20 protein-coding genes are annotated in these 22,433 nt (G+C 71.6%); 13 read left to right on the top strand and 7 right to left on the bottom strand.

The window, feature by feature from the left end; genetic code table 11:
* Positions 1 to 130: 130 nt before the first annotated feature.
* Positions 131 to 2,278 (bottom strand): excinuclease ABC subunit UvrB, encoded by a 2,148-nt coding sequence (gene uvrB, locus KUM44_RS10820; protein WP_217207591.1) that lies wholly within the window; start codon positions 2,276 to 2,278, stop codon positions 131 to 133.
* A 40-nt stretch (positions 2,279 to 2,318) separates the two neighbouring features.
* Positions 2,319 to 3,185 (bottom strand): MHYT domain-containing protein, encoded by an 867-nt coding sequence (locus tag KUM44_RS10815; RefSeq protein ID WP_217207590.1) that lies wholly within the window; start codon positions 3,183 to 3,185, stop codon positions 2,319 to 2,321.
* Positions 3,186 to 3,453: 268 nt separating this feature from the next.
* Here KUM44_RS10815 and KUM44_RS10810 point away from each other — a divergent pair, with 268 nt between their 5' ends.
* The 3 genes from KUM44_RS10810 to KUM44_RS10800 all read left to right on the top strand — a co-directional run bounded on the left by KUM44_RS10810 (position 3,454) and on the right by KUM44_RS10800 (position 6,339).
* On the top strand, positions 3,454 to 4,323 hold the full coding sequence (locus KUM44_RS10810; RefSeq protein ID WP_217207589.1) for a glycerophosphodiester phosphodiesterase family protein: 870 nt from the start codon (positions 3,454 to 3,456) through the stop codon (positions 4,321 to 4,323).
* A gap of 72 nt (positions 4,324 to 4,395) precedes the next feature.
* Positions 4,396 to 4,950, top strand: coding sequence for a methylated-DNA--[protein]-cysteine S-methyltransferase (locus KUM44_RS10805; protein ID WP_217207588.1), 555 nt, complete (start codon positions 4,396 to 4,398; stop codon positions 4,948 to 4,950).
* Between the two features lie 102 nt (positions 4,951 to 5,052).
* On the top strand, positions 5,053 to 6,339 hold the full coding sequence (locus KUM44_RS10800; protein ID WP_217207587.1) for an MFS transporter: 1,287 nt from the start codon (positions 5,053 to 5,055) through the stop codon (positions 6,337 to 6,339).
* A gap of 185 nt (positions 6,340 to 6,524) precedes the next feature.
* On the opposite strand, the gene KUM44_RS10795 is transcribed toward KUM44_RS10800, so the two are convergent.
* Positions 6,525 to 6,953: a VOC family protein gene (locus KUM44_RS10795; RefSeq protein WP_217207586.1), complete on the bottom strand. Its 429-nt coding sequence runs from the start codon at positions 6,951 to 6,953 to the stop codon at positions 6,525 to 6,527.
* A 99-nt stretch (positions 6,954 to 7,052) separates the two neighbouring features.
* On the opposite strand from KUM44_RS10795, the gene KUM44_RS10790 reads away from it, so the two are divergent.
* Both KUM44_RS10790 and KUM44_RS10785 read left to right on the top strand, forming a co-directional pair.
* A complete protein-coding gene (locus KUM44_RS10790) occupies positions 7,053 to 7,961 on the top strand; it encodes a pseudouridine-5'-phosphate glycosidase (RefSeq protein ID WP_217207585.1) in 909 nt (302 codons plus the stop codon).
* 77 nt (positions 7,962 to 8,038) lie between these two features.
* Complete coding sequence (locus KUM44_RS10785) at positions 8,039 to 8,980, top strand: carbohydrate kinase family protein (RefSeq protein ID WP_254389360.1); 942 nt, start codon at positions 8,039 to 8,041, stop codon at positions 8,978 to 8,980.
* Between the two features lie 58 nt (positions 8,981 to 9,038).
* On the opposite strand, the gene KUM44_RS10780 is transcribed toward KUM44_RS10785, so the two are convergent.
* Positions 9,039 to 9,851, bottom strand: a complete 813-nt coding sequence (locus KUM44_RS10780; RefSeq protein ID WP_217207584.1) for a methyltransferase domain-containing protein — start codon at positions 9,849 to 9,851, stop codon at positions 9,039 to 9,041.
* 291 nt (positions 9,852 to 10,142) lie between these two features.
* On the opposite strand from KUM44_RS10780, the gene corA reads away from it, so the two are divergent.
* Positions 10,143 to 11,270, top strand: a complete 1,128-nt coding sequence (gene corA, locus KUM44_RS10775) for a magnesium/cobalt transporter CorA (protein WP_217207583.1) — start codon at positions 10,143 to 10,145, stop codon at positions 11,268 to 11,270.
* Positions 11,271 to 11,371: 101 nt separating this feature from the next.
* Here the strand turns inward: corA and KUM44_RS10770 are convergent, their stop codons facing one another.
* Both KUM44_RS10770 and KUM44_RS10765 read right to left on the bottom strand, forming a co-directional pair.
* A complete protein-coding gene (locus KUM44_RS10770; RefSeq protein WP_217207582.1) occupies positions 11,372 to 11,809 on the bottom strand; it encodes a CBS domain-containing protein in 438 nt (145 codons plus the stop codon).
* Between the two features lie 239 nt (positions 11,810 to 12,048).
* Positions 12,049 to 12,690, bottom strand: a complete 642-nt coding sequence (locus KUM44_RS10765) for a uridine kinase (RefSeq protein ID WP_217207581.1) — start codon at positions 12,688 to 12,690, stop codon at positions 12,049 to 12,051.
* 147 nt (positions 12,691 to 12,837) lie between these two features.
* Here KUM44_RS10765 and KUM44_RS10760 point away from each other — a divergent pair, with 147 nt between their 5' ends.
* The 3 genes from KUM44_RS10760 to KUM44_RS10750 all read left to right on the top strand — a co-directional run bounded on the left by KUM44_RS10760 (position 12,838) and on the right by KUM44_RS10750 (position 15,878).
* On the top strand, positions 12,838 to 13,533 hold the full coding sequence (locus KUM44_RS10760; protein WP_217207580.1) for a DUF2293 domain-containing protein: 696 nt from the start codon (positions 12,838 to 12,840) through the stop codon (positions 13,531 to 13,533).
* Between the two features lie 267 nt (positions 13,534 to 13,800).
* The gene (locus tag KUM44_RS10755; RefSeq protein WP_217207579.1) at positions 13,801 to 14,280 is read left to right on the top strand and encodes a DUF1772 domain-containing protein; all 480 of its coding nucleotides are present in this window, start codon (positions 13,801 to 13,803) and stop codon (positions 14,278 to 14,280) included.
* A 110-nt stretch (positions 14,281 to 14,390) separates the two neighbouring features.
* Complete coding sequence (locus KUM44_RS10750) at positions 14,391 to 15,878, top strand: glutamate synthase subunit beta (protein ID WP_217207578.1); 1,488 nt, start codon at positions 14,391 to 14,393, stop codon at positions 15,876 to 15,878.
* Between the two features lie 42 nt (positions 15,879 to 15,920).
* Here the strand turns inward: KUM44_RS10750 and KUM44_RS10745 are convergent, their stop codons facing one another.
* Entirely contained in the window at positions 15,921 to 16,460 is a 540-nt protein-coding gene (locus tag KUM44_RS10745; protein WP_254389348.1) for a carboxymuconolactone decarboxylase family protein, read from the bottom strand.
* Positions 16,461 to 16,507: 47 nt separating this feature from the next.
* Here KUM44_RS10745 and KUM44_RS10740 point away from each other — a divergent pair, with 47 nt between their 5' ends.
* From KUM44_RS10740 to KUM44_RS10725, 4 genes are all read left to right on the top strand, one after another.
* The gene (locus KUM44_RS10740) at positions 16,508 to 18,010 is read left to right on the top strand and encodes a PLP-dependent aminotransferase family protein (protein ID WP_217207577.1); all 1,503 of its coding nucleotides are present in this window, start codon (positions 16,508 to 16,510) and stop codon (positions 18,008 to 18,010) included.
* Between the two features lie 247 nt (positions 18,011 to 18,257).
* Complete coding sequence (locus tag KUM44_RS10735) at positions 18,258 to 20,582, top strand: PEP/pyruvate-binding domain-containing protein (RefSeq protein WP_217207576.1); 2,325 nt, start codon at positions 18,258 to 18,260, stop codon at positions 20,580 to 20,582.
* Entirely contained in the window at positions 20,579 to 21,553 is a 975-nt protein-coding gene (locus tag KUM44_RS10730) for a hypothetical protein (RefSeq protein WP_217207575.1), read from the top strand. Before KUM44_RS10735 ends, KUM44_RS10730 begins: the two co-directional genes overlap by 4 nt.
* Before the next feature lie 140 nt (positions 21,554 to 21,693).
* Complete coding sequence (locus KUM44_RS10725) at positions 21,694 to 22,398, top strand: dual specificity protein phosphatase family protein (protein ID WP_217207574.1); 705 nt, start codon at positions 21,694 to 21,696, stop codon at positions 22,396 to 22,398.
* Positions 22,399 to 22,433: the final 35 nt, after the last annotated feature.

Genomic DNA, 22,433 nt, shown 5'->3' with positions numbered 1-22,433 from the left:
TGTTTCCCCTCTCGAGCTGTCCCCTGTTGGCCGCGGACTCCGCGGATGACCAGAACCCTACGCAGGGGCACTGACAGTGCCGTACCCCGGTCCCCACTTTGTGTCGGTCTTGCAACACAGCGAGTGCCCGTCAGGCCAGGCCGGCCTCCTTCATCTGACGCAGCTCCTTCTTCATCTCGGACACCTCGTCACGCAAGCGGGCCGCGATCTCGAACTGGAGATCGGCGGCGGCGGCGCGCATACGCTCCGTCAACTCCTCGATCTGCTCGGCGAGATCGGCCGCCGGACGGTCGGTCGGCACCGTCTCCTTGGCCTTGCCCTTGGCCGACTTGGCCGCCTTCGCGCCCTTGGCCGCCTTGTCGCCGAGCGAGGGCACGGGAGCCTTGGTGCCGCGGCCGTCCTTCTTCGCGCGGTAGCCGGTGCCGAGCAGTTGCTCGGTGTCGACGTCCTCGCGGGCGATCTGCGCGACGATGTCGTTGATCTTCTTGCGCAGCGGCTGGGGGTCGATGCCGTTCGCCTTGTTGTACGCGACCTGCTTCTCCCGACGGCGGTTGGTCTCGTCGATGGCCTTCTCCATCGCCGGGGTGATCTTGTCGGCGTACATATGGACCTGGCCCGAGACATTGCGCGCCGCACGGCCGATCGTCTGGATGAGGGACGTGCCGGAGCGCAGGAACCCCTCCTTGTCGGCGTCGAGGATCGCCACCAGGGACACCTCGGGCAGGTCGAGACCCTCACGGAGCAGGTTGATGCCGACGAGGACGTCGAACTCGCCGGCGCGCAGCTCTCGCAGCAGCTCGACGCGGCGCAGGGTGTCGACGTCGCTGTGCAGATAGCGCACCTGGATGCCGAGCTCCAGGAAGTAGTCGGTGAGGTCCTCGGCCATCTTCTTGGTGAGGGTGGTGACCAGGACGCGCTCGTCCTTCTCGACCCGCGCCCGGATCTCGTGGACCAGGTCGTCGATCTGGCCCTCGGTGGGCTTGACGACCACCTCCGGGTCGACGAGGCCGGTGGGGCGGATGATCTGCTCGACCTGGCCGTCCGAGCGGGAGAGCTCGTAGTTGCCCGGGGTCGCCGACAGGTAGACCGTCTGGCCGATGCGCTCCTGGAACTCCTCCCACTTCAGGGGGCGGTTGTCGAGGGCGGAGGGCAGGCGGAAGCCGTGGTCGACGAGGGTGCGCTTGCGGGACGCGTCGCCCTCGTACATGGCGCCGATCTGCGGCACCGTGACGTGCGACTCGTCGATGACGAGCAGGAAGTCGTCCGGGAAGTAGTCCAGCAGGGTGTTCGGCGGGGAGCCCGGCTCGCGGCCGTCGAAGTGCATCGAGTAGTTCTCGACACCGGAGCAGCTGCCGATCTGACGGAGCATCTCCAGGTCGTACGTGGTGCGCATCCGCAGGCGCTGGGCCTCCAGGAGCTTGCCCTGCTTCTCCAGCTCGGTGAGGCGCTCGCCGAGTTCCTTCTCGATGTCGTTGACGGCACGCTCCATGCGCTCCGGGCCCGCGACGTAGTGGGAGGCCGGGAACACGTACAGCTGCTGGTCGTCGCTGATGATCTCGCCGGTGAGCGGGTGGAGCGTGGACAGTGCCTCGATCTCGTCGCCGAACATCTCGATGCGGACGGCGAGCTCCTCGTAGACCGGGAAGATCTCGATGGTGTCGCCGCGCACCCGGAAGGTGCCGCGAGTGAAGGCAAGGTCGTTGCGCGTGTACTGGATGTCGACGAAACGGCGCAGCAACTGGTCCCGGTCGATCTCCTCGCCGACCTTGAGGGGAACCATGCGGTCCACGTACTCCTGCGGGGTACCGAGGCCGTAGATGCAGGAGACCGAGGCGACCACGACGACGTCACGGCGGGTGAGCAGTGAGTTGGTCGCGGAGTGGCGCAGGCGCTCGACCTCCTCGTTGATCGAGGAGTCCTTCTCGATGTAGGTGTCCGACTGCGGGACGTAGGCCTCGGGCTGGTAGTAGTCGTAGTACGAGACGAAGTACTCGACGGCGTTGTTCGGCAGGAGCTCGCGGAATTCGTTCGCCAGCTGGGCGGCCAGTGTCTTGTTCGGCGCCATCACCAGGGTGGGGCGCTGGAGCTTTTCGATCATCCACGCCGTGGTGGCTGACTTTCCTGTGCCGGTCGCGCCGAGCAGGACGACGTCCTTCTCGCCGGCCTCGATGCGCCGGGCGAGGTCGGCGATGGCCTGGGGCTGGTCGCCGTTGGGCTGGTACGGGCTGACGACCTCGAAGGGCGCCACCGTGCGTTCGATGCTGGAAACGGGCCGCATGGGATCCACCGTACGACCCGCCACTGACAACGCGGTCCGATCAGTGGTTTTGCGGAGTGCGGGAGCCCCGGTGCTCCGGGGTGCGGCGCGCGCGCAACTGGGGGCGGCGGGCCTGGTGCGGGACGGAGGTGTGGGCCGGGACGCCCGGCTTGTGCTGGACCGGGGCCGCCGCGCGCTTGCCCATGATCATGTGCGGGTCGAACAGCACCACGGCACCGGCGAGGAGCAGGAAGGCGAGCGGGCCGATCAGCATCGGTGCGAGCAGGGCGGCGGGTGAGTCACCCGTCGCGGGGGCCCCGGTGCCGTGGAGATGGACACTGAGGGCGGCCATGCCGGTGTAGTGCATGCCGCTGACGGCGAGGCCCATGACGAGGCTCGCGCCGACGCTCCACATGAGCCCTCTGACCTGTCCGGCGGCCCACAGCGCGGCGGTGGCCGCGACCATGGCTATGGCGACGGAGACACCGACGGTGAAGGTGTTGTACTCCAGCTTGCCGTCGAGCCGCAGGCCGGCCATGCCGAGATAGTGCATCGAGGCTATGCCCAGGCCGGTGATGGTGCCGCCGGTGAACAGGGCCGTTCCGCTGGCGCCCTTGTAGCCGACGATGAAGATCCCGATGCCCACCATGACGATGGCGACGGCGAGGCTCGCGAACGTCATCGGTTTGTCGTAGTGGATCGGCGTCTCCTCGACCGTGAACCCCATCATCGCGACGAAGTGCATGGTCCATATGCCGGAGCCGATGGCCGCCGACCCGAGGGCGAGCCAGCCGGGGCGCCAGGAGTGCGAGACGAGCATCGATCTTGTGGTGCAGCGCAGACCGAGCGCACCGCCGAGGCAGGCCATGAGGTAGGCCACCAGCGGTGTGACGAGTCCGTAGCTGAATCCGTCGATCGTGCCATGCATACGCGACCGCCCTCTTACGTCCCGGAATGCCGTGAATACGCCCCCTCCCAGCGCCGCCCGAGCGGTCAGGGTTGAGGCAGAGAGTAACTCCCACCGGAATGGTCGAACGATTCTCCGGCAAAGAAACACGGCCTTGCCCCACTTGTGCGGCACGAGTGAGCGGGCCCGGGTAACTCCATTCAATCTGTGGCCATTCTGTACTCCCCCGCCGTTGACTCTCTGCTGTCACAGTGGTGCTGTTCGTGATCGTTCGACACGAGGAGTACGCATGCATGCGCGCGCTGTAGCCGCCACGACGACCGCGCTCCTGGGAACTGCCGCTCTTCTGCTTCCCGCCTCCCAGGCCCGGGCCGGCGCCGAGCGGCCTACGGTGATCGCCCACCGAGGGGCCTCCGCCTATGCCCCCGAGAACACCCTGGCCGCCGTCGACAAGGCCGCCGAACTGGGCATCGGCTGGGTCGAGAACGACGTGCAGCGCACCAAGGACGGCGAGCTCGTCGTCCTTCACGACGACAACCTGAAGCGCACGACCGACGTGGAGGAGGTCTTCCCGGGCAGGGCGCCCTGGAAGGTGAAGGACTTCACCGCCGACGAGATCGCGCGCCTGGACGCGGGCAGTTGGTTCAGCCCCGCTTACGCGGGCGCGCGCGTGCCGACGCTGGAGCAGTTCATGGACCGTTTGGAGCTGCACCACCAGAAGCTGCTCCTGGAGATCAAGAACCCCGACCTGTACCCGGGCATCGAGGGGCAGACCCTCAAGGCCCTGGCCAACGAGGGCTGGCTCGACGCGGACCACCTGGCGGGCCGGCTGATCGTGCAGAGCTTCAGCGCCGACAGCGTGCGCACCGTCCACGAGCTGAAGCCGAGCGTGAAGACCGGTTTCCTCGGTACGCCGCCCACATCGGACCTGGCGGACTACGCGGACTTCGCCGACCAGATCAACCCCTCGCACAGCTCCATCTCCTCGGACTACGTCGCCACCGTCCATGAGTTCGACGGACCGCACGGCAGGCCGATGGAGGTCTTCACCTGGACCGTGAACGACGCGGACACCGCCCGGCTGGTCGCGGGGTACGGCGTCGACGGCATCATCACCAACAACCCCGACGTGGTGCGGGACGCCCTGCCCGAGAAGTGAGGGCGGCCCCGGCGGGGGCGCCCGGTCCGCGGCGACGGGGAAGTTGTCAGTGGTGGGTCGTACGGTGGGCGCATGGACAGCCATGGACAGTACGAGCAGCAGGTCGTCTGGGCAGTCGTCGGTACCGACATCGGTCCGCTGATGCTGGCCGCGACCCGCGAGGGCCTGGTCAGCGTCGTGTTCCATGCCACGGAGCAGGTGCGCGAGGCGGCACTCGGCCGGCTGGCGTCGCGGCTGGGCGCCGAGCCGGTCGAGTCGCCCGGCTCTCCGCTGCTGGCCGAGGCGATAGGTCAGATGGAGCAGTACTTCGCGGGTGCGCGCCATGACTTCGAGCTGCCGCTGGACTGGTCCCTGATCTCCGGCTTCAACCGGCAGGTGCTGCGCGAACTGGCGTCCGGAGTCCCGTACGGCACGGTCGTCGGGTACGGCGATCTGGCCGGGCGGGTCGGGCAGCCGGGCGCGGCCCAGGCGGTCGGGATGGCGATGGGTGCCAATCCGCTTCCGGTCGTCGTGCCCTGTCACCGGGTCGTGGAGAGCGACGGCGGCATCGGAGGGTTCGGGGGCGGACTGGAGACCAAGCGGAAGCTGCTCGCGCTGGAGGGAGTCCTGCCGGAGCCGCTGTTCTGAAGGGGGCCTGGCCCCTCCTGGGGTTGGGCGGGCGGGAGATGAGGGGGAGACTGCGCCTGTGATGACACTTTTCACCCACCTGTACGCAGCCGGTCCGGTGTCATGACCGCCGTGGAGCGGCAGGCTGCCGTGTCCGTCACGCCCGACCGGTTGCCGGCCCTGCGGCGCCGTATCTCGGCCGTGCTGATCACGACGCAGATCCTGGGCGGTCTGGGCGTCGCCACCGGCATAGCGCTCGCGGCCGTCCTGGCCAAGGAGGTCAGCGGTACCGAGTCGCTGTCCGGCCTTGCGCCCACCGCGACGGTCGCCGGTACGGCGGTGCTGTCGATGCCGCTGGCCGCGCTGATGACCGCGAGGGGCCGTCGGCCCGGGCTCGTCCTGGCCTATCTGATCGGGGCCGTGGGTGCCGGTGTCACGGTGGTCGCGGCGAGCGTCGGGAGCTTTCCGCTGCTGTTGTGCGGGATGGCCGCGTTCGGTGCGGCGTCGGCGGCGAATCTCCAGGCCCGGTTCGCGGCCGCGGATCTGGCCGAGCCGGAACGGCGGGCCCGGGCCATCTCGCTCGTCGTGTGGGCGACCACCATCGGCGCTGTCCTCGGCCCGAACATCGCCGCACCCGCCGGTCGCAGTGTCACCGGCCTCGGGATACCCACCGCCGCGGGTCCGTTTCTGTGGGCATCCGGGATCTTCCTGATATCGGCGGTCGTGGTGGCCTTGCTGCTGCGGCCGGACCCGCTGCTGACGGCGCGTGCGCTGGCACCGGCCGAGGAGCAGTCGCCGGCGGCCCGTTCGCTGCGCGCCGGGGTGACCGCGGTGGCCGCCTCCCCACGGGCGCGGCTCGCGGTGGTGACCGTCGCCGTGGCGCACACGGCGATGGTCTCGGTGATGTCGATGACCCCGGTCGACCTCGCGCACCACGGCGCGGGTATCGATCTGATCGGGCTGGTCATCAGCGGGCACATCGCCGGCATGTACGCGTTCGCGCCGCTCATGGGGCGGTTGTCGGACCGGCTGGGGCGGCTGTCCGGGATCGGGCTCGCCGTCGGGCTGCTGGCGTGCGCGGTCTTCGTCGCCGGTACGGCGGGCGGCAGTCATGGGCAGACGGCCGTGGGACTCTTCATCCTGGGGCTCGGCTGGTCGGCGGGGCTCGTGTCCGGTTCCGCGCTGCTCACGGACTCCGTACCGCAGCCGGCGAGGGCCGCCGCGCAAGGGCTGTCGGACCTGGTCATGAACGCGTCCGCGGGCATCGGCGGAGCGGTCGCCGGGCTCGTGGTCGCCCAGGCGAGCTATGCCTGGCTGAACTTCACCGCCGCATGCCTGCTGGTCCCGTTGGCGGGGCTGGCGCTGTTCACGCTGCGCAGACGGGCGAAAGGCCTTCCGATGGGCGACTGACGTCCCGCGCCAGGCCGGACCGCGTGCCGCCGAGTTCGACCAGGGCGCCAGCCGCACGTACGGGCTGGATCCGCATGGGGCGCTGGACGGCGTACGGCCGGTCTGACGCCGTCGGCAGACAGGAGGGGCCACACACGCGTGGCCATCTCCGGGCGCGCGACACCGGCATGATCCGCCGGACAGGCCTAGCCGTAGTGCCGGGCCTCGAAGACGTTGCCGTCGGGGTCACGGAAGTAGAAGCTGCGCCTGGCCTTGCCGCGGGCGCCGAAGGAGTCGTACGAGTAGTCCGAGACGGGGACGTCCTGCTCCTCCAGGTGGGTGCGCAGCCCGTGGAAGTCCGCCTCCGGCAGGGACAGACAGACGTGGTTGACCGGGTGTCCCGCGCTCTCGGCGGCACCGGGGAGCGTTTTCATGCGCTCCGCCATGGTCATGGGCATGAGGTCGAGGATGGTCTCGTCGTTGACGCGGACCGAGGGGCACGGCGCCTCGCCCGCGATGAACTCGGTGATCCTGACGGGCGCCAGGCCGAGTGTCTCCTGGTAGAAGGCGGCCGATGCGGCAGGGTCGCTCACCCAGAGGACCACATGGTCGAGACGGGTCGAGTTGTCGGTCATGCGTTCAAGGCTGGTGTCCTCTCCCACAGGCCGCAAGGGTTTGACCCGGTGCGCCGCCCGCCAGAGATGAGGGAAGACCGAGCGACAGGAGGCAGGCGCGTGGTGCTGGTGGTGTCGGAAGAGGTGCGGGAGGCGATCGACGCGCGTCGACCCGTGGTGGCCCTGGAGTCCACGATCATCGCGCACGGGCTGCCGCGCCCGCGCAATCTCCAGGTGGCGCTGGAGCTGGAGGATGTCGTACGGCGGGAGGGTGCCGTTCCGGCGACGATCGCCGTGCTGGACGGGCGGCCCCATGTCGGACTGGACAAGGAGCAGCTGGAGCGGATCGCGAACGAGGACGGGATCCGCAAGCTGGGACACCGGGATCTGCCGCTCGCGGTGGCCTCCGGGGCGAGCGGGGCGACCACGGTGTCGGCGACGGCATTGCTGGCGAGCCTCGGAGGCGTACGGGTGTTCGCGACGGGCGGGCTCGGCGGGGTGCACCGCGAGTGGACGGTGACGCAGGACGAGTCGGCCGACCTGGGGCTGCTGGCGCGCACAAGGATCACGGTGGTGTGCGCAGGCGTCAAGTCGATCCTGGATGTCCCGGCGACCCTCCAGCGGCTGGAGACGCTGGGCGTCGCCGTGGCCGGCTATCGCACGGAACGCTTCCCCGGCTTCTACCTCTCCGACTCCGGACACCCGGTGGACTGGACGCTGCGGTCGCCGGAGGAGGTGGCCGGGGTGATGCGCGCCCAGGACGCGCTCGACGGGCCGGAGTCGGCACTGATCGTCGCCAATCCGGTGCCGGAGGAGGAACAGCTGGATCCCGAGTTGCACGCGCGTGTGCTCGCCGACGCGCTGAACGCGTGCGAGGAGCATCGGATCACCGGTCAGGCCGTCACACCGTTCCTGCTGGACTACTTGGTGCGGCACACGGACGGCGCCTCGCTGAGCGCCAATCTCGCGGCGGTGCGCGGCAACGTACGGCTGGCGGGGCGGATCGCGGCAGCCTGGGCCGGGGCGTGAACGAGCCGGGGAACAGGGTGGGGCGCGGCGCGGAGGGGGACGGGCCCACCCCGGCCGCCCGGCCCACCCCGACCCTCCTGCCCGCCCCCGCTGTCGGGCCGACCCCGGCCGTCGGGCGCGACGGCGCGCTGCTGGTCGTCGGGGACGTGGTCACGGACGTCATCGCCCGCCACCGGGGTCCGCTCGCCTCGGGTACGGACACGGCGGCGGCCATCCGGACGGTGCCGGGTGGCGCGGGCGCCAACGTGGCCTGCTGGGCGGCACGTTGGGGCGCTGCGGGAGTGCGGCTGCTGGGGCGCGTGGGAGCGGACGCCGCCGCGTGGCACGAGCGGGAGCTGACCGCGAGCGGAGTGGAGCCCCTTCTCGTCGTCGATCCGCAGGCGCCGACCGGGACGGTGATCTGCCTGGTCGACACGGGTGCCGCCGCCGAGCGGACGTTCCTCACCGACAGCGGGGCGGCCGTGCGGCTGGACCCCGGCGACTGGTCGGACGCGTTGCTCGACGGCGTCGTATGGCTGCATCTGTCGGGCTATCTGTTGTTCTCCGAGCCGAGCCGGGCCCTGGTGGCGCGGGCTCTCGCGTCCGCACGCGCGCGTGGCGTGCCGGTGAGCATGGATCCGGCGTCGGCGGGCTTCCTGGTGGAGCTGGGCGTGGAGAGATTCCTGGCGTTGGTGGAGGGCTTGGACGTCCTGCTGCCGAGCCGTGACGAGGCGCGCCTGCTGACGGGGTTGCCCGATGCGGCGGACGCTGCGGCCAAGTTGAGCCGCCATGTCCCGCTGGTGGTCGCCAAGCAGGGGGCCGACGGTGCTCTGGTGGCCCGGTCGGGCACGGTGCGCGCCCATGTCCCCGCCGTACCGACGGCGCTGAGGGACACGACCGGGGCGGGTGACGCCTTCAGCGGGGCCTTTCTCGCGGCCCTGCTCATGGGCGCCCGGCCCGAGGACGCGGCGCGGGAGGGGTGCCGGGCAGGTGCGCTGGCGGTGGCACGGGTGGGTGGAAGGCCGCCCGCACCCGAGTAACGGCGGCGGCAGGGGAGGGACAGCGCCGGGCCGCGGCGCGGTGTCGGCTGAAGCGACGTCAGCTTCCGCTCTCCTCCGGTGCCTTGCGGCCCCACGCCGAGATCATCGGAGCGGTGGCCAGGTCCATGTCGCCGGCGGAGACGTTGGCGAGGTGGCGGTCGATCTCCTGGTCGGTGGCGATGCCCTCGGTGACGAGCTGATCGCGGATCTGGCGGACGGTGGCGGACTCCAGGGCGGCGCAGGCGGGCGAGGTGAGCGGGAAGTACGCGTCGGCCTCCACCCGGTGCAGGCCTGCCTCACGCAGCAGGCGCGGGAGTCTGCGGCCGTAGGAGAGATCGGCGCCGCGGTCGGCGAGCAGTTTGCGGAAGCCGTGGCGGAGACGGTTCGCGAGCTGCTGCTCGGGGCCGTACTCGTCCGGGCAGAGCAGGGGCTGGAGAGCGGGGTCTGCGTCCTCGATCAGGAGTCGGCCGCCGGGGCGCAGGGCCTCGATCATCGACCGCAACGCCCGTTCGCGGTCCGGCACATGGACGAGTACCAGCCGGGCGTGCACCAGGTCGAACCCCTCCCCCGGCGGCTCGTCGGCGGCCACGTCGTGGACGAGGACCTCGACCGGCGGGCGGCCGGCCGGGGTGAGCAGCGAGGTGTCGATGTCGGTCGCGACGACCCGCCCCGTCGGGCCGACTCTCTTGGCCAGCCAGGACACCACCGAGGTGCCGCCGGCGCCGACCTCCCAGCAGCGCCAGCCGGGTCCGACGCCGAGCCGTTCGAGATGCCTGAAGGTCGTGGGGTCGAAGAGAGCGGCGAAGGCGTCGAAGCGCTCGCCCGCCTCGGCCTGCCGGTTGTCGAGGAGATAGCCGTGGGTTCGCGTCATGATGCGATCCTCCCAGTTGCCCGGCTCGTCCGGACGGGGCGACGCTCGGCGGGGCGGCCCTGAAACTCGTACGGGCGCCCGCTCGTACCACGATGCGCGCGCGGCCCCTTTGTCCACAGCCGGGAACCAAGCGGAACCTCCTGCTCCCACAGGCTTACCCGCGTCTCACGCCCAGCTGGCAAACTTGCGGACCACGGCACAGGAAGCGACGCACGGTGAGCGAGCCGAAGGGACTGAAGCACCCCGGAGGTGAGCCGAGCGTCAAGGGGAGATCCACGCAAGGAGATCCAGATGTCCATGGCAGGGAATCTGCGGAAGGTCACCGGCCTCGACAGGGTCGGCGGCCTCCGCAAGGTGGCACGGCTGGCTCGACGGCGCCCCCGCGTCGACCTCAGCCATCCCGCCCGGTCCCCACTGGGCTCCTCGGTGGTGAACTGCGTGACCTACCGGGACGGCGTGCGGGTCCCGGAGAGCGGTGATCTGGTCGACGTCGTCCAGCGGGTACGCAAGCGCGGTGCCGGATTCGTCTGGCTCGGCCTCCATGAGCCCACGGACCAGGAGTTCGCGGGCATCGCGGAGTTGTTCGCCCTGCATCCGTTGGCGGTCGAGGACGCGGTCGAAGCGCATCAGCGACCGAAGCTGGAGCGCTACGACCAGACACTGTTCTCGGTGTTCAAGACTGTCTGCTACGTCGAGCACGAGGAACTCACGGCGACCAGCGAGGTCGTGAACACCGGCGAGATCATGGTGTTCGTCGGCCAGGACTTCGTGATCACCGTGCGGCATGGACGGCACGGCTCGCTGGGCCCGTTGCGTGAGGAGCTGGAGTCGAGCCCCCAGCAGCTCTCCAAGGGGCCCGCGGCGGTGCTGCACGCCATCGCGGACCATGTCGTCGACGACTATCTGAACGTCATCGACTCGGTCCAGGAGGACATCGACGAGGTCGAGACGGACGTGTTCGCGGAGAACGGCGCGCGGGCCGACCCGGGGCGGATCTACCAGCTCAAGCGGGAACTGCTGGAGCTGAAGCGGGCCGTGGTTCCGCTGAGCCGCCCCCTCGAGGAGCTGGCCTCGACACCGATCCGGGTGGTCGAGCCGGAGATACAGGCCTACTTCCGCGACGTCTCGGACCATCTGCTGCGGGCCAAGGAGCAGATATTCGCCTTCGACGAACTGCTGAACTCGATCCTTCAGGCGCACCTGGCACAGGTGACCGTCTCGCAGAACGAGGACATGCGGAAGATCACGGCCTGGGCCGCGATCATCGCCGTGCCGACGATGGTGTGCGGGGTGTACGGAATGAACTTCGAGCACATGCCGGAGCTGCGCTGGACGTTCGGATATCCGTTGGTCCTGGGCGTGATATCCGTCGCCTGTGTGGTGCTGTACCGCGGCTTCCGGCGCAACGGATGGCTGTGACCCGGACTGCGGGAACATCGGGGCGCCCCCGCCCGGCACGTGAGCCGGACGAGGACGACAGAAGGAGTGAAAGGAGTGAGCTGTGAGAGCCGGTCGCCGGGTCAGTGCGTCGTCGGCGCGCCGGTCCTGGCGTAGACGCTCTCGGCCCACTGACCGACCTCGTTCTCCCTCAGGTTCAGTGCCAGATCGGCCTCGCTGATCATGCCGACCAGACGCTTGTTCTCGATCACGGGGAGCCGGCGGATCTGGTGCTCCTTCATCTCCCGGAGCACGTCGCTGATGTCGGCGTTCGCCTCGATCCAGCGCGGGGTGCCCTGGGCCATCTCGCCGGCGGTGACCTTGCTCGGGTCGTGGCCCACGGCCACGCAGCCGATGACGATGTCGCGGTCGGTGAGGATGCCGCAGAGCCGCTCGTTCTCGTCGCTGATGGGCAGGGCTCCGACGCCCAGCTCGCGCATCAGCTGAGCGGCGCGGTCCAGGGTCTCGTGGGCCGGGATCCACTGGGCACCACGGTGCATGATGTCTCCGGCAGTGGTCATGAAGTACCTCCCGATGCCGGACGGCCGGCGCGGCGCAGGACGCACCGCTAGTCCCGGCGCCCTTCATTCTCGCCGCGCCACCCGGCCGACGCACCCGGAACCGAGCGGTGCCGGCCACCGGCCACGGACGGGACGACCCCGGCCACGGGCGGCGAACAGGCAGCCAAGCACACGATCTTCCGCGGGACGACACGGATGATCACTCGGGTCTCGTCCCCAGGGATTCGATGGATCACGGATCAACCGCTCCACGCCGGGTGCCGAGGGTCGTCGGCGCGCACCAGGACGTCCGCCGTGGCGGCCGGGTCGGTCTCGTGGTCGTAGCGCTCGAAGGCGGGGAGGGTCCAGTGCTCGGTCTCGGGGGTACGGCGGCGTAGAGCGCCGGGTGAGAGGAGGACGTGGACGGTCAGATCGAAGGGGAACCAGTGACGCAGGAGGAGGGGGCCGTGCAGCAACAGGACGCCGCCGGGCGGGAGTTGGACGTAGGGGCTGCGGGTGGCTCGGTCGGTGACCGGGTCCCACAGGTCCGGCAGCACGCGGCCGTCGCCGCCCGGTTCGAGGGGGCCGAAGACCTCGCGCCACAGGGCGCCGGTGTCGAACCAGCCGTCGTAGTAGGCCTCCACGTCCCGGTGGCCGTACTCCAGGCGGACCGAGGCCGGGCGCAGGAAGCCCTGGGTGTCGACGGTGAGCGAGGGGCGGCCGCGTATGCGCAGCGCCTCTCCGACCCGCTCGGCGAGGTCTCCCGGGCGGGCGGCCGGGGCGCCGTCGAAGGCGACGCGGGGCCAGGGGCCGCCGTCGGCCGGCTTCAGGTCGAGCAGGCGCTCGGCCAGCAGGTCGCCGAGCCGTTCCCAGGTGATCGCTTCGAGTCGCACACGCCCCATGATGCGACAGGGAGGCGCCACCCCGGATCGCGTGACGTTCGGGGTGCGTCCAGCGCGCGGCCGTATCCCCGCCCGGGCCTGGTCAGACGGCATTGCGGTCCCCGCCGGGTAGTTCCCAAGACCCGTCCGGAGGGGAATGAACCCCCTATGGCACCTCTCGCAACTCCCCCGCCCCGTACCGGCCTTCTCGTCGTTCAACCCCTCCGGCGGCGGCACTGCGCGGAGTGCCATGCGGGACCGTTGCAGATGCTCGTGCTGGAGGACGGTGCGCCGCGGTGTCTCGACTGTGCCGACCTTGGGCATCTGGTGTTCCTGCCGCGTGGCGACACGGCGTTGACGCGGCGGTCGCGGGAGGAGAGTGCGCTGTCGGCGGTGGTCGTGCGGTTCAACCGGCGCCGGGGCCGTTACGAGCGGCAGGGCGTCCTCGTGGAGGAGGCGGGGCTCACCCGGGCGGAGCAGCGGTGCCTGGTGGACGCGGAGGCCCGGCGGCGGCGCCGGGTGCGGGACGCACGGCGGCGGGCACGGGAGGACGTGCGGTTCGCGGAGGCGTTCGCGGTGGAGATACGCCGGCTGTTCCCGGGGTGTCCGGCGGAGCGGGCGCGGGAGATCGCCGCGCATGCGTCGGTGCGGGGCAGCGGACGGGTGGGGCGCAGTGCGGCGGGGCGGGCGTTGTCCGAGAGGGCGGTGACGTCGGCGGTCGTGGCGTCCGTGCGGCACATGGACACGCCGTACGACCAGCTGCTGATGAGCGGCGTGCCACGACACGAGGCGCGGCGGCGGATCGCGGCGGCCGTGGAGACGACGTTGCGGACGTGGCGGGAAAAGGTGTCGGGGGTGGGCTGACGGGGGTGGGCTGACGGGGGTCGGCCGGTGGTTCGGAAGGCGGGCAGAAGGCGGCCGGTCGGCGGCCCCGGGCTGCCCCTGCGGGGTCCTCGCCCCATGGCCATCACCCACCACCTGATCGCCTATCGCCTATCGCCTATCGCCCCTGGACGCTCGCACATGTGTCGGCGCCGCTCGGCCATGGTCGCCGTTCTCGTCCAGGGTTTGACTTGTGGTGACGGAAGGGGCCGGGCAGGGGCTCGGCGGGATGCGGGAGTTGACGTTGACATGATCGATGGGCCGTACTTCGTCCTGGTCGTGATCGGAGTGGTCGGGACCGGTCTCGTGGCCGGGGTCTTCTGTGCCTTCTCGACCTTCGTGATGCGCGGGCTCGCCGCGCTGCCGCCCGCGCAGGGTGTCGCCGCGATGAAGGCGATCAATGTGACCGCGTTGATGCCGGCGTTCATGCTGGTGTTCATCGGGACGGCGGTGCTGTGCGCGGTGATCGCCGTGGTGACCTTCGTGCTCTGGCCGGACGAGGGCACGGTGGAGCTGCTGCTGGGCAGCGCGCTGTATCTGTTCGGCTCGTTCGGGGTGACCATGGTGGCGAACGTGCCCCGCAACGAGGCGCTGGCCGAGCTGGAGGCGGGCACTCAGGAGGCGGCGGCCTACTGGCCGACGTATGTGAGCGAGTGGACGGTCTGGAACCACATACGTACGGTCGCCTCGGCCGCCGCTGCGGTGTCGTATGTGCTGGCCCTCAGCTGACCTGTCCGCCGCTCTGCGCGGGTGGCCGGTGGGACGTATCGTGGCCGCAAGAGTGCGGCCCGCTGACGCACGGCTCCAGCACGTCACACGCGCACGCGAGGAAGACGGCCATGGCCGATCCCAAGGGTTTCATGACCACCCGCCGCCAGGACTGGCCGCGCCGGCCCGTCGAGGAGCGGGTCCGGGACTGGGACGAGGTGTACGTCCCCGGGGCGTTGCTGCCCATCATCAGCAAGCAGGCGGACCGCTGTATGGACTGCGGCATACCGTTCTGCCACGACGCCTGTCCGCTGGGCAATCTGATCCCCGAGTGGAACGACCTGGTGTCGCGGGAGGACTGGCGGGCGGCGGCGGACCGGCTGCACGCGACGAACAACTTCCCCGAGTTCACCGGGCGGTTGTGTCCGGCGCCCTGCGAGGCGGGGTGTGTGCTGGCGATCAATCAGCCCGCCGTGACCATCAAGAACGTCGAGTGTGCCATCGCCGACCGTGCCTGGGAGGACGGCTTCGCGCAGCCGCGGCCGCCGGACCGGCTCTCCGGGCGGACGGTCGCGGTGATCGGGTCGGGGCCCACGGGGCTCGCCGCGGCGCAGCAGCTGACCCGGGCAGGGCACACGGTCGCCGTGTACGAGAAGGACGACCGGCTCGGCGGACTGATGCGGTACGGCATCCCCGAGTTCAAGATGGAGAAGCACCATCTGGAGCGCCGGATCGAGCAGATGCGCGCCGAGGGGACCAAGTTCCGTACGTCGACGGCGGTCGGACAGGACATCGGGGCGGCCGAACTGCGCTCGCGCTACGACGCGGTCGTGATCGCCACCGGGGCCACGGCCTGGCGTGAACTACCCGTTCCTGGGCGGGAGTTGAGCGGCATCCAGCAGGCGATGGAGTACCTTCCGCTGGCGAACCGGGTGTGCGAGGGGGATCTGGAGGCGTCCCCCATGTCCGCTGCCGGGAAGCATGTCGTCATCGTCGGCGGCGGGGACACCGGGGCCGACTGTCTGGGCACCGCCGTACGGGAGGGCGCGGCGTCCGTGACCCAACTGGACATCTACGCGCAGCCGGGCGCCGAGCGGGACGAGGACGCCGAGCCCTGGCCGACGTACCCGAAGATCTACCGTCTGTCGGCGGCGCACGAGGAGGCGCGCGATCTGGAGACGGCGCCTGCGGCGGACGCGGACGCGCGGCTGTTCGCGGCGTCCACGCTCCGTTTCACGGGTGACGCCGACGGGCACGTACGGTCGCTGCACCTGACCGAGGTGGACGCGCGGCGCCGCCCGCTGCCGGGCACCGGGAGGGAGCTGCCGGCCGACCTCGTGCTGCTCGCCCTCGGCTTCTCCGGGCCGGACCGGGGAGACGGCCTGATCGACCAGTTGGGGATCGGGATGGAACCGCGCGGCACGATCACACGGGATGCCGGGTTCGCGACGAACGCGCCCGGCGTCTTCGCCGCAGGGGATGCCGCCCGAGGGCAGTCGCTCATCGTGTGGGCCATCGCCGAGGGGCGGGCGGTGGCGGCGGCCGTCGACCACTATCTGACGGGGAGTTCACGGTTGCCGGCACCGATCTCGCCGTACGACCGGCCCATGACCGTCTGACGGGCCGGCGGGACCGGCACCGCTGGGACACCTCCGCCTCGCCTAGCGCCGCTCGTCCGTCCCCGCCACCTTCCCCGTGGCCAACGCCACCCTGTTCCAGGTGTTGATCGTGAGGATCAGGGCCAGTACGTGGGCCAGCTCCTGGTCGTCGAGATGAGCTGCGGCCCGGGCGTAGACCTCGTCGGGGACCCCGCCGTCGGCCACCAGGGTCACCGCCTCCGTGAGGGCCAGGGCCGCCTGCTCCTTGTCGGTGAAGAAGTGGCGGGCCTCGCGCCAGACGGCGACCATGTGCAGCTGGCCCTCGCTCTCGCCGGCCTTGCGGGCGTCGTTGGTGTGCATGTGGAGGCAGTAGGCGCAGTGGTTGAGGTGCGAGGCACGGATCTGGATCAGTTCGACGAGCGCCGGGTCCAGGCCCTCGCGGGCTGCCGCGTCGAAGCCGACGATGGCGCGGAAGACCTTCGGGGCGGACTTCGCGAAGTCCAGGCGGGTACGGGCGGCCTCGGCCTCGTTGATGGATTCGGCGAGGGACTCGGCGGACTTGGCGGACTCGGCGCGCTTGGTGTCGATCGTGTTCGTCGTCATGTGCATCAACCTACGGACCGGAAAGACCGACTGTAGGGTGCATTTCCATGGCGAAATCGTGGGTCAATTCGTGGGCTGACTCCGCGGCGGGGATCGGCGGCGACCTGCATCTGGATCTGTCCGATGCGTCCGGGTCCTCCGGACCGGGCGGGCGCCGGGCCGCTCTGACCCGCGCACTGCGGGACGCCGTGCGCGAGGGCCGGCTCGCGCCCGGCACCCGGCTGCCGCCGTACCGCTCGCTCGCCGCCGACCTCGGGCTCGCCCGCAACACCGTGGCCGACGCGTACGCGGAACTGGTCGCCGAGGGGTGGCTCACCGCGCGCCAGGGCTCCGGGACGAGGGTCGCCGAGCGTGCCGAGCCCCTGCGCCGCGCCGAGCGGGCGCCTCGCAGGACAGCCGGGGCGTCGCCACGCGCGCGTGGACCTCGGCACGACCTTCGGCAGGGCACGCCGGACGCCTCGGCGTTCCCGCGCGCCGCCTGGCTGGTCTCCTACCGGCGGGCCCTCCAGCAGGCGCCGAACGAGGTCTTCGGGCCCGGTGATCCCGCCGGCCGCGTGGAGTTGCGGGAGGCGCTCACCGAGTACCTGGCACGCGCGCGTGGTGTGCGCACCGAGCCGGGCCGGATCGTGATCTGCTCCGGCTTCGCGCACGCTCTGCGGCTGCTGTTCGGCCAGGACAAGGGCGGCGGCACGGGCGGCAGCACAGGCGGCGGCGTGCTGCGTGGCCCGCTGGCCGTGGAGGCGTACGGGCTGGGCTTCCACCGGGAACTGCTCGCCGCGGCGGGCGTACGGACCGTGCCGCTCCCTCTCGACGAGGACGGCGCCCGCAGTGACCTGCTGGGACGCGAGCGGGCCGTGCTGCTCACACCCGCGCACCAGTTCCCGACCGGCGGCCCGCTGCACCCCGGGCGCCGCGCCGCCGTGATCGACTGGGCACGCGCGCGTGGAGGCGCGGTGCTGGAGGACGACTACGACGGCGAGTTCCGCTACGACCGCAAACCCGTCGGCGCCCTCCAGGGCCTCGATCCGGATCGGGTGATCTTCATCGGCTCGGTCAGCAAGAGCCTGTCGCCGGCCGTGCGGCTCGGGTGGATGGTGCTGCCGGAGCGGTACGTCGACGACGTGCTGGCGGCCAAGGGCGAGCGTGAGGCGTGGGCGAGCGTCCTCGACCAGCTGAGCCTCGCCGACTTCATCGTCTCCGGGGCGTACGACCGTCATGTACGGCGTATGCGGCAGCGCTATCGCCGTCGCCGCGACCGTCTCGTGGCCGCCCTCGCCACGCACGCGCCGCACATCGAGGTCACCGGTGTCGCCGCCGGACTCCATGCGGTGCTGCGGCTGCCGCCCGGCACCGAGCGGTCCACGGTCAAGGCGGCCACCTGGCAGGGCATCGCCCTGGACGGCCTCGCCGAGTTCCGGCACCCGGATGCCACGGAGTCGGTCATGCCGGTCCGCGACGGCATCGTCGTGGGCTACGCGACGCCCTCGGAGCATGCGTACGGGGCGGCCCTGGAGGCGCTGTGCGGGGTGCTGCCGCCGCCGGGTGAGTGATGCCTGTGGACGAGTCGTCCCGTCCCGGCATACTGCCGCATTCGGATTTGTTCTCCCGCATGTCCGAAAAGTGACTTTTGGGCTACATGGATGCGAACAGGAGTGGGATCATCGGAGCAGGAGGCGTGCTGTCATCGCACCCGGGCACGGGCCGGTAGCGACTCGCCCCCATCCTTCGTTCCGTCGTCAGGCGCAGGGCCACCCCAGCGCGTCCCCCCTGTTGGCGGCCGGTCCTGGAGGGTGTTCGATGACGACGCTCGACGAACGTCACGGAGAAGGTGCACGCGACGGGGAAGAGCACCGGGGCGACGCTGTCCTCGGCTCTGTCGAGGCATACGGCCCGATCGACGCATCCGGCCCGGTCAAGGGAACCGGCCCGGCAGTCGTCCCGCTGGACCAGTCCGGCACCGCGCTCCCCCGATCGATCGGATCCAAGGCCGCGAACCTCGCCCTCGCGGCCCGCGCCGGGCTGCCCGTACTGCCCGGGTTCGTGATCCCGGACCGCGGCAGCGGCGACACGGTCGCCCTGCGGCGCGCCTGGGACGAGCTGTCCGACGGCGGCGCCCGCCCGCTCGTCGTGCGGTCCTCCTCGCCGCAGGAGGACACGGCCGAGTCGTCCCTGGCGGGCCAGTTCGCCTCGGTGCTCGACGTCCGCGGCTGGCGGGGCTTCCGTACGGCCGTACAGACCGTCCTCGACTCGGCACACCGGCCCGACGGGACCACGGCGCCCATGGCGGTGCTGGTGCAGCCGATGCTCACGGCGCGCGTCGGCGGGGTGATGTTCGGTGCCGACCCGGTGGCGGGGCGGGCCGACCGGATCCTGGTCAGCGCGGTGCGCGGCGGGCCGGACAGCCTGGTCAGCGGCGCACGGGCCGGCACCGACTACTGGCTGAGCCGGCACGGACGCCTCTTGCGGACCGAGTCGTCGCGCCCTGCGTGGACGGAGTCCCCGGAGAGCGGCCCACTGCTCACGCGCGCCGAGCTGTTCCGGCTGGCGCGGCTCGCGCGGCGGGTCCGGCAGGTGTTCGGCGGGCCGCAGGACGTCGAGTTCGGGTTCGACGCGGACGGTCGGCTGTGGCTGTTCCAGAGCCGCCCGATCACCGCGATGGCGGCGCGACCGGCGCGCGGGGCGCGGCTGCTCGGGCCGGGTCCGGTGGCGGAGACGCTGCCGGAGCAGCTGGCGCCACTGGAGGAGGACCTGTGGGTGGCGCCGATGGCCCGCGGCCTCGCCACCGCGCTCGACATCGGGGGCACCGCGCCGCGCCGGCTGCTGAAGTCGGTCCCGGTGGTCACGACAGTGGGCGGGCGGGCCGCAGCCGACCTGCGTCTTCTCGGCACCGTCCCGCCCCGGCACCGCTGGCTCGCCCTGCTGAACCCGGCGCCCGGAGCGCGTCGGCTCTGCGCGGCCTGGCGGGTGGGCCGCCTCGCCTCCTGCCTGCCCGGGCTGGCGACCGACCTCGCCGCCGACGTGGACCGCCACCTCGCCGAGATCCCGTCGCCCACCGAGCTCTCCGTCCCCACCCTGGCCGCCGAGCTCCGCTGGACCCGCCGGGTCCTGGTCTCCCTGCATGCCCAGGAGGCCCTCGCGGGCGCCCTCCTCGACGAACCGCCCAGAAGCCGCACAGCGGCCGGCACGGCCCTCACCGCCCTGGCCGAGGCCCGCGCCCTGGGCGTACCCGACGATCAGGTGACCGCCACCGACCCGGTGATCCTCGCCCTCACGGCCCCGAGCCTGCGCGGACGGGGGCGGCCGCCGGACGCGTCCGTACCGGGCCAGGTCAACGGCAGCCGCCCGCCCGCCCCTGACCCGGCACGACCGAATGCCGCCACGAGCACCACCATCGCCGGCTACCCCACCGCCCACCCCACCACTCACCCGCCGACCATCCGTCCCACCGCCACCACACGCCCCACAAGCTCCCGCATCTCCACTCTTGCCACCACACGCCCCACGAACTCCCGTACGTCCCCCGCCCCCCATACCTCCCTCACCGCCCTCCCACCCCGCGAGGCCCTCCGCATCCGCATCCGCTGGGTGCAGGAGCTGCAAGTGCGGCTCGTTCACGAGGCGGCACGGCGGCTGGGAATCCCCAGGGAGCGCGTCAGGCTGTTGCGGTGGTCGGAGCTGGTCGCCGTGCTGGGCGGCGCCGCCGTGCCCGGCGACCTCCACGCGCGCGTGCCGCGGGCCGAGTCGCCCCCGCTGCCGGACGCGTTCCGGCTCGCGGACGGTCAGGTCGTCGTCGCCGAGGGCGCGGGCGGCCGGGGCGAAGGCCTGCGGGGCGTGTCCGCCGGCCGCGCCGTCGGGACCGTATGGGACGGCACGGGCCCCCGGCCTGCGGACGCCGTGCTGGTCGTGCGCACCCTGGACCCCGCGCTCGCCCCGCTGCTGCCCGGCCTCACCGGCCTTGTCGCCCAGACCGGCAGCCCACTGTCCCATCTGGCCGTCCTGGCAAGGGAGTTCGGGCTCCCCGCGGTCGTCGGCGCCACGGACGCCGTACACCGCTTCCCGCCCGGCTCCCGGCTCACCGTCGACGGGACCGCCGGTGACGTACGACTGGGGGACGCGTCATGAGAAGGATCGCGTACGTCTTCGGAGCGCTGGTCGCCACCGGCGCGGGCACCTATCTGATCGTCTATCTGTACCGGTGGCAGTGGCAGCGGGCGATGATCTGCGGGGTGTTGCTGCTGATCGTCGAGGTGATGCTGTTCGGCCTGGTGACGCTGGGGCGGCTGAGCCGGATCGAGGAGCGGCTGCGCGACACCGACCGGCGGCAGCGGGAGCTGGACGCCCGTACGGAGGACGTGCTGACGCGGCTGCGGGAGCCGGCCGCGGCGCGCGAGGAGACGCGGTTCCGCTGGCTGGAGGACCCGGCAGAGCGGTCGTACGTCTTCGTGCCGGTGCTGATGGTCGCCGGGGTGGTGCTGTCCGGGCTCGCCTGGGTGGTGCAGAAGGTCGCGTCGGCCACGGCCAAGCCCGCCGAGCGGCACCTGGCCGGGCGGCTGGCCGTCCTCGCCGCACCGGACCCGGCCACCACCCCCGACGGCCCGGCCGATCCGTCCGATATGGCCGATCCGGGCGCCCTGGACGCCCTGGACGACCTGGACGACCTGCCACCGCTGGGCGCCGGAGCCTCCTGGGGCCGTACCGCACGCCGGACCACCGTCGCCGCCCTCTGCACCGCCCTGCTCGCCGCGCTGGTCGTGGGGCTCGCCGACCTCACCCAGACCCGGGAGGAGAAGGCCAACGACAGCGCGGCGACCTCCGTGGTCGTCCAGGTCGACCTGCGGGGCACGGACCTGTCGGCCGCGCGGCGCACGCTCGCCGCCCAGCAGATCTGGGCGGCCTGCCGGGACTCCACGGCCATTCCGCTGCGCCACGTGGCCCTGGGCGATCTGGGCGACGGCATGTTCGCCGGGGTCGTACGGCCCGCTCTCACCGAGCACGACCTGATGCGTCTGCGCGGATGCCTGGAGGACGCGACCCTGGAGCGGGCCCATCTCACGGTGGTCGCCGTGGGGGACGCGGACGCGGACGACAACTGAGCAACCCCCAGTGCCCCCCCACGGACGACCGAGGGGTGCACGTGAGATACATCGCATAAAACGGACAAACCGCCCATTGATCGCGAAGCCGGGGGTACTCTGCCAACTGCGCCCTCGTCCCCTAGTCCCCCAGGTCGCTCATGGCTGTTCTCACCGCAACCCTGCCCCGCCCTGCCCTCCGCCGCCGCCCGCTCTCCCAGCGCGCCCTGCGGATCTTCCTGGGCATCCTCATCGGCTACCTCGTTCTGTGGGCCGTGGGCGCCGGCAGCATTCTGGGCCTGTCGTACCTGGCCCGCCAGGAGACCCCGGTCCCCGTCGGTACCCGCACCGTCCAGGGCGTGAACCACTTCCAGCCGGTGGACCGTGACGGCCACCTGTGGCGCGGCTCCGCCCCCTCCCCCGCCGGATACCGGGCGCTGGCGGGCATGGGCATCACCACCGTGGTCGACCTGCGCGCCGAGAACCTGAGCGCGGCCGAGCTGGCCGAGCCGGGCGAGGCCGGACTGAAGGCCGTACGCATGCCGATCCGCGACGGTCAGACCCCGTCGCCCCAGCAGGTGCAGGACTTCCTGCGCACCGTCTCCTCGGCCTCAGGCCCGGTGTTCGTGCACTGCGGCGCGGGAGTCGGCCGTACGGGCGCGATGGTCGCCGCCTACCTCGTGAACACCGGTGCGGAGTCGCCGTCGCAGGCCGTCCGGCGCAACCTCGCGGTCGGACCGCCGTCGATCGAGCAGATCTACTACGGGCTGAACCTCAGCCCGGCCAAGGCGGAGCAGCCTCCGCTGCCGGTGATGGTCGTCAGCCGCCTGGTGGACGCACCGCGGCGCATGATGTCGTACCTGTGAGCACGTCCAGTAGGCACGACCGGTCAGCACATCCG

Source organism: Streptomyces sp. AC550_RSS872, assembly GCF_019049285.1.
Classification (GTDB): Bacteria; Actinomycetota; Actinomycetes; order Streptomycetales; family Streptomycetaceae; genus Streptomyces.
This window is presented reverse-complemented; position numbering and strand designations above follow the sequence as displayed.